Consider the following 12591-nt stretch of genomic DNA (forward strand, 5'->3'; position numbering starts at 1 on the left):
TCCTCGCTCGTCGATCGGCGAGGGCGCTCGCGCTCACGGGGATTCGATCTCCTCCAGGAGCCGCACCGCGGTCCCGGTGCCGTCCTCGCTCGCGATCCGTTCACCGACCACCGCCGCGCGTTCGGCGTAAGCGGCATTGCCGACCAGGTCGGTCAGCCGTTCTTCGAGCGAATCGGCGCGCATCTTCTTCAGGGGCCGCGGCGCGGGACCGGTGCCGAGCGCGTGCACTCGCTCTCCCCAGAACGGCTGGTCGCCGAGCACGGGGCAGATCAGCGTCGGTCGGCCGGCGCGCAGGCCTGCAGCGGTCGTGCCCGATCCACCGTGATGCACGACCGCGGACATACGCGGGAACAGCAGATCGTGCGGCACCTCGTCGACGACGAGAACATCTTCAGCCTGTTCCGCTTCCAGGCCACCCCACCCTCGCGCGATCACGACCCGAGCGCCGGCAGTCCTGACAGCATCCAGCACCGCTCTGCCACGATCAGCAGCGTGCCTGCCGAAGCCCATGCTGCCGAAGCCGGCGTAGACGACAGGACCGTCGCCGTCGAGGAAGTCCGAGACATCAGCAGGGAGCGCCTCTGCCGATCCCTGATCGCGGAACCAATAGCCCGTCAGATGTGCGGAGTCCGGGTAGTCGGGCGGCCGGAGCACCACAGACGGGCTGACCGGGTACAGCACGGGAACGGATGCGCCGTCGCGGTGCAGGTAGTCGCTGAACCGGCTCTCACGTGTGAGACCGAGGTATTTCTTTCGGAAGCGATTGATCATGCCCCCGTAGGCGATCGCCGTGAAGCGATTGAACTGGTACGTCATCCGGTTCCAGCGCTCCGTGTGGTGGCCGGTGATGAACGGGATCGGAAAGGCCCCGGTCGGAGTCAGGAACGGCAGAGGCAGGGACGCCACGAAAGGGACCGCGAGCCGCTCGGCGATGTGCAGCCCACCGAGCGCCTTCGGATGCGACACGATGATCGTCGGCTCGGCTCGCTGCGCGGCAATCCACTGTTCGACGAGGGAGTCGCGCATCGCGGCGGTCATCTGCCGCGCCGCGCGCGCGACGTCGATCGGACCGGATGCGGTGGACATGCCGCCCCGGACGAGTTCGTGCATGCGCGTGCCCGCTGGGGCGAACCCGACGCCGGCCTGTACGGCCTCGGGTCGGTACGCTTCCGGTGCGCACAGCACAGCGTCGTGGCCTTCGCGCCGGAGGCGTTCGGCGAGCGCGAGGTACGGCTCGATGTCGCCGCGGGTTCCGAAGGTGATGATCAGTGCGCGCATGGGTGGGCTCCTGGATTCAACCTTCGGTTTCCGGCGGGGACAGATGCGCGAGGAACGACGAGACCGCACGAACTTCGTCCTCCGCATGCGGCCCGATCCACAGGAAGTGGCTGAGGGTGTCGGTCAGCACGAGCCGCGCGCTGGGGATGCTGTGGACGAGAGCGTGCGCATGCTCGATCGGTACGGCACCGTCGTTCCGGCTCGCGACGACGAGTGCGGGCTGCATCACCTCGGGTGACACATCGTCCACCACGCGCAGGTCATTCATGAACCCTGATCCTGACCGCATCCGCGATAGCAGGTCGGCGAGCGCCGAACGTTCGGCAGTCCCGAGCAGATCGTACGCGGCGGTTGGCCGCATGGTCGAAAGCGATGAAAGCATCCGCTTGAGCGTGAATGACGGAAAGATGCGGAACAGGAGCCGTGTCAGTGCCCACGTCACCTGCTCGAAGCCTGGACGGAACACGACTCTCGCGATCGCTCGGGTCGACGGCGATGGCCAAGGCAGGAAACTCGTCGCACTCTCGAGGATGAGACCGACGACCAGGCTCGGATGACGCGCCGCCAGCGTGATCGCGGAGCGGCCTCCCGCCGAGACGCCCACTGCGACCTCGCGGTAGCCGAGCCGCGTGCTCAGCGCCGCGATCCGATCGGCGAAGAGAGCGAGGTCGGTGCCGGCGCGTAGTGGCGTACCGCCATAGCCCGGCCGCGAAGGCTGGAGAACCGACCACCCGGCTGCCAGGAACGCCTCGTGACCTATCGAGAGATCGGCTCGCATATGCCCACCGTGCAGCAGCACAGCGAGCCGATCGCCTCCAGGTCGATGAAGGTACTCGATGTCCTCACCGTCGACGCGCTGTCGTACGGTCGCGACACTCACGGTTGAACTTCCTGCTCGCGCTCCTCGGCCTTGCGGTAGCGCCGGTTGCGGAACCCGAGCAGCGCGGCCGCGAGCAGGGCGGCCACGACGGATGCCGTCAGGATCGCGACCTTGCTGTGGTCGTAGTGCGGGCTGCCGGCGGCGAAGCTCAGTTCGGCGACGAGCAGAGACACCGTGAACCCGATCCCGGCGAGGATGCCGACCCCTGCGATGTCGATCCACCTCAGAGACGGATCGAGGTTGATGCGGCGGATCCTGGTGATGAGCCAGGTCGCGGCCGTGATGCCGAGCGGCTTGCCGATCACGAGACCGAGGACGATCCCGATCAGCACGGGATCCGTGAGCGCCGAAACGAATCCGTCTGCGCCGCCGATCGCCACGCCGGCGGAGAAGAACGCGAACACCGGGACCGCGAAACCCGCGGACAGCGGCCGGAACCGGTGCTCGAAGAGCTCGGCGAGCCCCGGCCCCGCATCCTCCGACCGCTCCGCCCTCTTGTGCAGCACCGGGATCGTGAATCCGAGCAGCACGCCGGCAATGGTGGCGTGGATGCCCGAGGCGTGCATCAGCGCCCAGGCGGTGAAGCCGATGGGCAGCAGGATCAGCCACGCTGCTCCCGGTCGGACATGGAAGAACTGTCGGAAGCGCTGTGCGATCGCACCGTAGATCGCGATCGCCACCAGGGCGAGAAGCAGCGGTACGAGGTCGATCGACTCGGTGTAGAAGATCGCGATGATGCCGATCGCGATGAGGTCGTCGACGACGGCGAGCGTCAGCAGGAAGATGCGCAGCGCGCTGGGCAGATGCGATCCGATGAGCGCGAGGACGGCGACAGCGAACGCGATGTCCGTCGCGGTCGGGATCGCCCAGCCCCTGGCTTCGCTCGTGGTCGTGCCCACCACCGCGACGTACACGAGCGCGGGTACGACGACGCCTCCCACGGCGGCGACGACAGGGACGATCGCCGTGCTGGGCTTGCGCAGGTCGCCGGCCACGAACTCGCGCTTGAGTTCGAGCCCGACGAGGAAGAAGAAGATCGCGAGCAGGCCGTCCGCAGCCCATGCACCCAGTGAGAGCTTCAGGTGCCACGGCTCGTACCCGATCTCGAAGTCGCGGATCGCGAAGTACGAGTCGGCCCAGGGCGAGTTCGCCCAGATGAGCGCGATGGCTGCGAAGACGACGAGCAGGATGCCGCCGACCGTCTCCTTGCGCAGGATCTCGGTGACGCGGACCGATTCCTCTCGGGATGCCGAGGGGAAGATGCTTCGGACTCGGGCGAAGCGGGGAGGAGTGGGCGACATGGTGGCCATTCTGGTCGACGAACAGGGACGTCGACCAGGCTTCCCGACACTCCGAGCTCCCAGTCTAATCGATGAGGCGATGCTCAGCGAAGCTGTGCGAAGCGCTCCACCTCGGTCGTCGGACCGACCACGAGGACGAGATCGCCGTCATGCAGCACGGTGTCGGCCTGAGCGTTCTGCCACGAGCCCTTCGCACCGCGGTACGCGGCGATCGTCACGCCGTGCGTGTGCCTGACCGCGCTCTCGGTGAGCGTGATGCCGTGCAGCAGTTGCGGTGCGATGGTCTTCACGACCGCATAGCCCTTGTCGATCTCCAGGTAATCGGCGGCCGCGCCGCGGACGAGGTGCGCGACCCGCCGCCCCATGTCCTTCTCCGGATAGATGACCTTGTGCACGCCGAGCTGTTCGAGCACGGCTCCGTGGCGTTCGTCGACCGCCTTGGCCCAGATGACCGGAACATCGAGGTTGAGCAGAAGGGACGCCGTGAGGATCGATGCGGTGATGTCGCTGCCGATCGCGAGCACGACCCGGTCGAACTCACCGATCGCGAGCTGCTCCAGCACTTCTGGACGAGTGGTGTCGGCGCGTACCACCTGCGTCAGAAGGCCGTTCAGCGACTGCACGACCTCCTCATCCGCGTCGATGCCGAGCACTTCCGTGCCGGAGTCCATCAGCTCCACGGCGAGAGACGTGCCGAACCGGCCCAGTCCGATGACAGCCACCGAATCGGCCTCGGCGATGCGACGGGCATCCTGCCCGAATGAGAGAAATCTGGCCATGCGAGGTCCTTTCGATGTGCGTGCTCCGCGGGATCATCCGATTGCGGGGCGTTCCTTGGGGAGTTCGTACGCCGTCGCCCGCTCACGCAGGGCCAACGCCGATCCCAGCGTCAACGGACCCAGCCTGCCCAGGAACATGAGCAGGATGAGAATGAGCTGGGCCGCCTCAGGGAGATCGGCCGTGATGCCGGTCGACATCCCGACGGTCCCGAATGCGGACACGACTTCGAACAGCACCCGATCGAGGTCGAGATCGGTGATGGCGAGGATCACGATCACCGCCGCCATCACGGCGCCCAGTGCCGCGAGCACGACCGTGATCGCCTCCCGGTGCACGGCACGCGAGAGCCGCTTGCCGAAGACGTTCACGGCGGTACCGCCGCGCAGTTCGGTGACCATGATGAAGAACAGCACGGCGAAGGTCGTGACCTTGATGCCGCCGGCGGTTCCGGCCGGTCCACCTCCGATGAACATCAGCACATCGGTGCCGAGCCAGGTCTCATCGTGCAGCTGCGACGTGTCGACGGAGTTGAAGCCGGCGGTGCGGGACTGCACGGCATGGAAGAAGCCTGCCAGTACCCGGGAGCCTGGGTCGAGCGCGCCGAGGGTGGCCGGATTGTCCCACTCGATCACGACGACGTACACGGTTCCGAGCGCGAGCAGCACGCAGGTCGCCCACAGCACGATGCGAGTGTTCATCGTCCAGTGCAGCGGCCGGCGCAGCTCCTTGCGCAATTGCCGCAGCACGGGGAATCCGAGTCCGCCGAGGATGATCGCGCCGCAGATGGGAAGGCAGATCCAGGGGTCGGACACGAACCCCATCAGGCTGTCGGTGTAGAGCGCGAAACCGGCGTTGTTGAACGACGACACCGCGTGGAAGACGGCATGCCAGGCGGCGCGGAGAGGGTCGTAACCGTACCCCATCGTGAAGCGGGCGAACAGGAGCACGGCGACGGCGGCCTCGATCACCACGGTCGTCACCAGGATGCCGGTCGCGACGCGCTTCATGTCGCCGCCACCGGCCGTCTTCGTCTCGGTTCCCGCGATGACGCGCGAGCGCACGGACAGTTTGCGCGCGAGCGCGAGTCCGATGAGCGAGGCGAACAGCATGATCCCGAGACCGCCGAGTTGGATGAGCAGCAGGATCACCACCTTGCCGAACGGACTCCAGTACACCGGTGTGTCGACGACGATGAGTCCCGTGACGCATACGGCGGACGTCGAGGTGAACAGCGCATCGATGAAACCGGTCCACCTGCCGTCGGCTGAGGAGATCGGGAGCATCAGCAGGAAGGTGCCGAGCAGGATGGCCGACCCGAATCCGATCGCTATCGCCTGTGCAGGGGCGAGGTGTCGCTGCTTCGGGCGACGCGCTCGCGCGAAGAAGTCGGTTCGAACCACAACAGGGAAGGCTACGCGAGCACTGGCCGCGGCGACAGGATCCTAACGGGATCCTTACGCAGGGCCGGCGATGTCGCGGACACGATCCTCACGGCATCCTCACGCCGACGCCAGCCTGCGGCTGATTGTCGGCGCGCGCCGACTTCGTAGCCAAATAAGCGACGATCACGACATACTGACTGAATGGATGCTGTGAATGAGTGGCTGCTCACGTGGGGCGACAATCTCTGGACGTGGCTGGTGCTGCCGATCGTCGTGCTGCTGGGGCTGTACTTCACCGTGCGCTCCGGTGTGGTCCAGTTCCGGTTGATACCGGAGATGTTCCGCACGTTGAAGGACCGGACGCCGCGGAAGGATACGGGTGAGCCGCAGTCGGTCTCTTCGTTCCAAGCATTCACGATCTCAGCGGCGTCGCGGGTCGGAGTCGGCAACATCGCCGGCGTCGGCACGGCGATCGCGATCGGTGGTCCTGGTGCGGTCTTCTGGATGTGGCTGATGGCTTTCGTCGGCGGTGCGTCCGCATTCATCGAGTCGTCGCTGGCGCAGTTGTACAAGACGCGTGATGCCGAGGGCTTCCGCGGAGGTCCGGCCTATTACATGCAGCGGGGACTCGGTGCCCGATGGATGGGGATCGTCTTCGCGATCATCCTCATCATCTGCTTCCCCATCGCGTTCAGCTCGTTGCAGGCGAACACCATCCAGGCCACCATCGCGGGCAGCTTCGGCGGCGATGCCGTGGGCTGGTTGCCGTGGGTGACCGGGGCGGCGCTCGCTGTGCTCATGGGGCTCGTCATCTTCGGTGGTGTGCGCCGCATCGCCACGGTGACGCAGACGCTCGTCCCGCTCATGGCGCTGCTGTATCTGCTACTCGGACTCGTCATCGTCGCGATCAACATCGATCGTCTTCCCGAGGTGTTCGCGACCATCTTCACGCAGGCATTCGGCCCGAACGAGGTCGTCGGCGCGACACTCGGTTACATCATCCTCACGGGTGTGAAGCGCGGGATGTTCTCGAACGAGGCCGGTCTCGGCTCCGCGCCGAACGCGGGCGCGAGCGCTGCTGTCACCCATCCAGTGAAGCAGGGCCTCGTGCAGACGCTGGGCGTCTACTTCGACACGTTCCTGGTGTGCTCGATCACGGCGTTCATCATTCTCGTCTCCGTGCCCGATCTCGCGAACGCGGAACGGGGCATCGGCCTTACGCAAGGGGCGGTGGTCGGCGCGCTCGGCAGCTGGTCGAACGTCGTGCTCATCGTCATCATCTTCCTGCTCGCGTTCAGCTCGATCCTCGGAAACTACTACTACGGCCAATCCAACATCGAGTTCATCACGTCGAAGCGCGGCGTGCTGCTCGGGTACCGCATATTCTCGATCGCCGCGGTCTTCGCCGGCGCCCTCGTGTCGGCCGACGTCGTCTGGAACTTCGCCGACGGCGCGATGGGTTTCATGGCGATAGTGAACCTCGTTGCCATCGCCCTGCTTTCGGGTGTCGCGTTCCGTCTCCTGAAGGACTACACGCAGCAGCGCCGTGAGGGTCTGGACCCGGTCTTCACCAAGGCGCGGCTGCCCGGTGTGCGGGGAATCGAGGTGTGGGAGGACGAGCTCTCGGTCACCGGTCCCATAGACCTTCCAGCGCAGGGCCGGCGTCGCTGATCAGGTGCGTGCGGGCCGGGAATCATCGGAGTCCCGGCCGGGCGAGCGGCTCGTGACGCGGGTCCTCGCCAGCGAGGCTCGGGCGGTGGTCCCGCGCACGATGAGCTCGTAGGGCAGCGCACCGGGTGCGGGTGCGACCGGGGCGTCCTCGAGCTTCGCGAGCACTGCGGACGCCGCCCGCTCGCCCTGGGCGAGCGGGAACTGGTCGACAGTCGTGAGCTGGAAGAACTCGCCCAGTTCATGGCCGTCGATGCCGACGACCGACAGATCCTCCGGCACGCGGAAGCCGAGATCGCGCGCGGCGAGGATCGCACCGATCGCCATCTCGTCGGATGCTGCGAAGACCGCCGTCGGTCGCGGCCCCGGTCTGCCCAGCAATTGCTTCGCCGCGCGGTAGCCGCCCTCGACCGTGAAGTCCGCCGGCTCGAGGAATGACGGCTTCGGGGCGATTCCGGCATCCGCCAACGCCTTCTCGAAGCCGAGCCGGCGCCGGGTGGGGATGTGGAAGTCGAGGTCGAACTCCGGATTCGCGCCGATGTGGGCGATCGCGGTGTGGCCGAGGCTCAGCAGGTGCTCGGTCGCCAGCTGCGCCACTGCGCCGTCGTCGACCGTGAGCGTGTCGAGCTTCGGGTTCGGCCCGCCGATCGCGATGACGGGAAGACCCAGTTCGAGCAGACGGGTCGTCTCGGCCTCGTCGAGCTCGATCGACACGGCGATCACGGCATCCACACGCTGGCGCCGCAGCGCCGTGTCGAAGACGTTCCGGCGCACGTCCTTGTCGGCCGTGATGTTGTACAGGGTGATGTCGTAGCCCTGACGCATCAGGGCACTGGAGACGCCCGAGAGCACAGTGCTGAAGAACCAGCGATCGAGGAACGGCACCACCACACCGATGTTGCGGGTGCGACCCGAGGCGAGCGATGAGGCGCGCGACGACACCACGTAGCCGAGAGTCTGCGCCGCGACGAGCACGCGATCGCGCGACGCGGCCGAGACATGACCGCGACCGCTGAGGGCGCGCGACACGGTCGCCGTGGACACCCCGGCAAGTCGCGCGACCTCATCGATGCTCACCATGGAATACGATCAGCCCCTGGTGTACCAGGCGGCGGTGTCGACGGGCAGCGCCGTGCCGTCGAACGGCTGACTCCGCACGACGAATGCGGCGTCAGCGCCGAGTTCCAGCGGCTCGGTGCCGAGGTTGACCGCGATGTGCAGATCGCCGCGGCGGAAGCCGACGGCCGTCTCGCCCAGGTCTTCCCAGACGAGCGATCCGACACCCAGCGCGCGCTCACGGCGCAGTTGCAGCAGCTGCTTGTACAGGTTGAGGGTCGACGCGGCATCCGCTTCTTCCGCGTCGCGGGCGAACGACGCCCACTCCGCGGGCTGAGGAAGCCAGGAGTCACCGGAGTCGTTGAAGCCGAACGCCGGAGCATTCGCCTCCCACGGGATCGGCACGCGGCATCCGTCGCGGCCGTACCGCTTGCCGTTCGTGCGGTACCAGGTCGGGTCCTGGCGGAACTCGTCGGGGATATCCATGGCTTCCGGGAGTCCGAGCTCCTCACCCTGATACAGGTACGACGAGCCGGGGAGTGCGAGCATCATGGTGGTCGCGGCACGTGCACGGGACAGCCCGATGACGGGGTCGGGCTTGCCCGCCGACTTCGGGCCGATGCCCTCGCCCTGCGGGTTGTCGGCGGTGAGAGCCAGACGCGATGCGTGCCGGACGACGTCGTGGTTCGACAGAACCCAGGTGCTCGGTGCTCCGACGGCACCGAACTCGTCGAGCGATTCGCGGACGACGTTGCGGATGCTCACGGCGTCCCATGCGGTCATCATGTAGGGGAAGTTGAACGTCTGGTGCATCTCGTCAGGACGCACCCACAGCGCGGTCTGCTTCAGCGTCGGCAACCATGCCTCACCGCACAGGGCGCGGTCGCCGTCGTACTCGGCGAGCACCTCATGCCAGTCGCGGTATATGTCGTGCACGCCGTCCTGGCCCCAGTACGGCACGCTGGCCTCTCCGCCGCCCATGGAGTCGGCATCCGCCACCGGTGCGTAGTCGGGCAGACCGGCTTCCTTGACCATTCCGTGGGCGACGTCGACGCGGAAGCCGTCGACGCCGCGGTCGAGCCAGAAGCGCAGGACGGAGCGGAACTCCTCCTTGACCTCTTCGTTCGTCCAGTCGAAGTCGGGCTGGCTGGCATCGAAGATGTGCAGGTACCACTGGCCCGGCGTGCCATCGGCCTCGGTCACGCGTTCCCACATGCCACCGCCGAAGACGCTCTCCCAGTTGTTCGGCGGGAGCTCGCCGTTCACGCCCTTGCCGTCGCGGAAGACGTAGCGGGCGCGCTCAGGGCTGCCCGGCCCCGCCTTGAGCGCCTGCTGGAACCAGACGTGCTGGTCGGAGGAGTGATTGGGGACGAGGTCGACGATCAGGCGGATGCCGCGGGCATGCGCCTGCGCGATCATCTCGTCGAAGTCGGCGAGAGTGCCGAAGATCGGATCGACGTCGCGGTAGTCGGCAACGTCGTATCCGGCATCCTTCTGCGGACTCGTCATGAACGGGCTCAGCCAGATCGCATCGACGCCGAGCTCCTTCAGCGAATCGAGCCGGCTCGTGATGCCCGGGAGATCTCCGATGCCGTCACCGGACGCGTCCGCGAACGAGCGCGGGTAGATCTGGTAGATGACGGCGCTGCGCCACCACTCTGCTCCTGGGGCGGCGAACTGCTCAAGCTCTGTCATGCGACGAGCCTACTGCAAGCGCTTACAGTTGTGCGAGCGCCTGGATCGAATCGGTTCGGCCGGATCTCCTCATCGCCTGCGCTACACATTCTGGCACGCGCGCCATCGATCGATGTAGCGGATGCCGAGAAGTGGCGCGGAAGGCGGAAGCAGGTGTCAGGAGCCCTGGATCACGACGTTCACCGGGGCGTCGCCCCGCAGCATCCGTTCGATCTGCTTCCGGACGAGTCTGGCGATGCGCGGATTCATCGCGGTCGAGGCGCCGCCGACGTGCGGGGAGATGAGCACGCCGTCCGTCTTCCAGAGCGGATGCTCGGCGGGGAGCGGTTCCGGATCCATCACATCGAGCGCGGCGCGGATCCGGCCGTTCTGACGGGCCAGGGCGTCCGTGTCGATGAGCGTGCCGCGCCCCACGTTGACGATGAGCGCGCCGTCGGGCATGAGGTCGAGCATCCGCTCGTCGAAAAGGTGTCGTGTCTCATCGCCGCCGGGGAGGGCGAGCATGACGATCTCGGCCTTCGGGACGAGGTCGGCGAGCTCGTCGATGGCATGCACCTGCACGCGGCCGAGTCGCTCGTGCCACACCGGTCGGGCGGTGCGGGCGACGACGGTCAACTCGACCTCGAACGGCTCCAGGCGCATGGCGATCGCCTCACCGACACCACCGAATCCGACCAGCAGCACGCGCCGGTCGGCGAGGCTCTCGGCGAAGACCTGCGCCCATTCGCCGGTCTGCTGGGCGAGCACGAACCGGGGGAGCTGCCGCTGCGCGGCAAGGGCGAGCGCAAGAGCGATCTCGGCAGTGGACGTCTCGTGCACGCTCGCCGCATTCGCGAACGGGATGCCGGCGGGCAGCGCGGCGGCGACGCCGTCGTATCCGATCGACTGGCTCTGCACGAGGCCGATGTCGATGCCGTCCAGCACCGACAGCACGGACGAGGCGCCCATGTACGGCGCCACCACGAGGTCGATCCTGTCCCTCGGCGCGGGAGAGCGGAAGTCCCAGACCTCGAGCTCGACGCCCTCGGGCAGCGCTCCGATGTTCTCGGCCAGGTGGGCGGTGGGGACGGTGACGAAGAGACTCACACGTCGAGCCTATCGATCCCGCACGGCGGGGAGAGTAGCGTCGGCCTCAGCAGCGGCCCTCGGCCGCTCTCAGGCGCGAGGAGGAGCCATGATTCCGGAGATCAACTACTGGGCGGTGCTGCTGGCCATGATCTCGAGCATGATCGTCGGATCGATCTGGTACACGCCGAAAGTGTTCGGCACCCGGTGGGCGCGGCTCGCGAAGGTCGACATGACCGGGTCCGCCAAGAGCGCGGTGTGGCCGATCGTGACCACGGTGATCGTGAGCTTCGTGACCGCATGGGTGCTCGCCGGAGCGGCCGCCATCGCCTGGCACTTCTACGAGGGATCGTTCTTCGTCTCGGCAGTGGTGACGGCGATCCTCCTCTGGGCCGGGTTCACCGCCGCGCGCTTCATCACGCACGATGCCTTCGAAGGTCGCCCCACTGCACTGACGACCATGAACATCGCCCACGAGCTGGTCACGCTCGTGATCATGGCGGTGCTGATCGGAGTCTGGCCGCCGGCCGGCATCTGATCCGCACCTGGCGCCGGCGCACCGATCGACTGCCTAGGCTGAGAGGGTGAATCCTCCTGACCTCGGTCTCCTGCTCGACGTCGACGGCCCCGTCGCCAGCCCCGTCACCCGCACCATCGCGATCGGATCGATCGCCCGCGACATCGTGGACCTCGTCGCCGAAGGCGTGCCGATCGCGTTCATCACAGGGCGCTCGCACGAGTTCATCGCCGACGTGGTCATCCCGACCCTTCAGGCCGCCGGGCTGCGCGAGGCACTGGGTCGTCCAGGGGCGCGCATGTTCGGCGTGTTCGAGAAGGGCGGTGCGTGGTCGACGATCGACGTCGCCGGCATGGGTGAGCCCACGATCGATCAGACCGTGGCGTTCGACGCGGATGCCGTCGACGCGATCCGGGACCTGGTCGGGCAGCGATTCGCCGGCACCATGTTCTTCGACGAGACCAAGCGCGCGATGATCTCGGTCGAGCAGCGCACGGATGTCGCAGCCGACGACTACCGCCGTGCCCAGGGAGATTTCCAGGACGAAGCGTTCCGCATCCTCACCGCGCAGGGCGTGGGGCTCCGTTACGGCGAGCTGTCCGTCCCTGACTCTTCTGGAGCGGTGCCGTTCCGCATCGATCCGACCGTGATCTCCACCGACATCGAGTCGATCCGCCTCGACAAGGATCACGCCGCGCGACGTGCGCTCGAGCACTTCCGTGCTCACGGGCCCGTGCCGCGCCGCTGGCTCAGTGTCGGCGACTCACGCAGCGACTACCTGATGGCCGATCAGCTGCATGCGGAGGGGTACGAGACCGCTCATCTGGATGTTCGCCCAGGGGACGGCATCCTGGAGCGTCCGTACCCGGTGCTCACCGAAGCCGACCTCATCCACGACGAGGCGTTCGCCGCGCATCTCACCCGTATCAGGGCCGAACTGGGCGTCTGATCGCGGTACCGCGCTGACCG

At 67.1% G+C, this 12591-nt stretch carries 11 protein-coding genes; 3 read left to right on the plus strand and 8 right to left on the minus strand.

The annotated features are described in order from the left end of the window. Window positions 1-33 precede the first annotated feature (33 nt). The 5 genes from ACYVG2_RS07085 to ACYVG2_RS07105 all read right to left on the minus strand — a co-directional run bounded on the left by ACYVG2_RS07085 (window position 34) and on the right by ACYVG2_RS07105 (window position 5639). Complete coding sequence (locus tag ACYVG2_RS07085) at window positions 34-1278, minus strand: glycosyltransferase (RefSeq protein ID WP_460780325.1); 1245 nt, start codon at window positions 1276-1278, stop codon at window positions 34-36. A 16-nt stretch (window positions 1279-1294) separates the two neighbouring features. After that, window positions 1295-2158, minus strand: coding sequence for an alpha/beta fold hydrolase (locus ACYVG2_RS07090; protein WP_460780326.1), 864 nt, complete (start codon window positions 2156-2158; stop codon window positions 1295-1297). Further along, window positions 2155-3459: a Na+/H+ antiporter NhaA gene (gene nhaA, locus ACYVG2_RS07095; protein WP_460780327.1), complete on the minus strand. Its 1305-nt coding sequence runs from the start codon at window positions 3457-3459 to the stop codon at window positions 2155-2157. The genes ACYVG2_RS07090 and nhaA overlap by 4 nt, the downstream gene beginning before the upstream one ends. Window positions 3460-3542: 83 nt before the next feature. Beyond that, window positions 3543-4238: a potassium channel family protein gene (locus ACYVG2_RS07100; RefSeq protein ID WP_448966766.1), complete on the minus strand. Its 696-nt coding sequence runs from the start codon at window positions 4236-4238 to the stop codon at window positions 3543-3545. Window positions 4239-4271: 33 nt separating this feature from the next. After that, window positions 4272-5639: a TrkH family potassium uptake protein gene (locus ACYVG2_RS07105; RefSeq protein WP_460780328.1), complete on the minus strand. Its 1368-nt coding sequence runs from the start codon at window positions 5637-5639 to the stop codon at window positions 4272-4274. A gap of 183 nt (window positions 5640-5822) precedes the next feature. On the opposite strand from ACYVG2_RS07105, the gene ACYVG2_RS07110 reads away from it, so the two are divergent. Beyond that, window positions 5823-7292, plus strand: coding sequence for an alanine/glycine:cation symporter family protein (locus ACYVG2_RS07110; protein ID WP_460780329.1), 1470 nt, complete (start codon window positions 5823-5825; stop codon window positions 7290-7292). Here ACYVG2_RS07110 and ACYVG2_RS07115 read toward each other — a convergent pair whose 3' ends face one another. The 3 genes from ACYVG2_RS07115 to ACYVG2_RS07125 all read right to left on the minus strand — a co-directional run bounded on the left by ACYVG2_RS07115 (window position 7293) and on the right by ACYVG2_RS07125 (window position 11126). Further along, the gene (locus tag ACYVG2_RS07115; protein ID WP_460780330.1) at window positions 7293-8369 is read right to left on the minus strand and encodes a LacI family DNA-binding transcriptional regulator; all 1077 of its coding nucleotides are present in this window, start codon (window positions 8367-8369) and stop codon (window positions 7293-7295) included. Window positions 8370-8378: 9 nt separating this feature from the next. After that, on the minus strand, window positions 8379-10040 hold the full coding sequence (locus ACYVG2_RS07120) for a glycoside hydrolase family 13 protein (RefSeq protein ID WP_460780331.1): 1662 nt from the start codon (window positions 10038-10040) through the stop codon (window positions 8379-8381). A 156-nt stretch (window positions 10041-10196) separates the two neighbouring features. Then, complete coding sequence (locus ACYVG2_RS07125; protein WP_460780332.1) at window positions 10197-11126, minus strand: 2-hydroxyacid dehydrogenase; 930 nt, start codon at window positions 11124-11126, stop codon at window positions 10197-10199. A gap of 88 nt (window positions 11127-11214) precedes the next feature. Here ACYVG2_RS07125 and ACYVG2_RS07130 point away from each other — a divergent pair, with 88 nt between their 5' ends. Beyond that, window positions 11215-11643, plus strand: coding sequence for a DUF1761 domain-containing protein (locus ACYVG2_RS07130; RefSeq protein ID WP_448966760.1), 429 nt, complete (start codon window positions 11215-11217; stop codon window positions 11641-11643). Window positions 11644-11689: 46 nt separating this feature from the next. Further along, on the plus strand, window positions 11690-12571 hold the full coding sequence (locus ACYVG2_RS07135; protein WP_460780333.1) for a hypothetical protein: 882 nt from the start codon (window positions 11690-11692) through the stop codon (window positions 12569-12571). Window positions 12572-12591: the final 20 nt, after the last annotated feature.

This window comes from Microbacterium shaanxiense, from assembly GCF_054779995.1.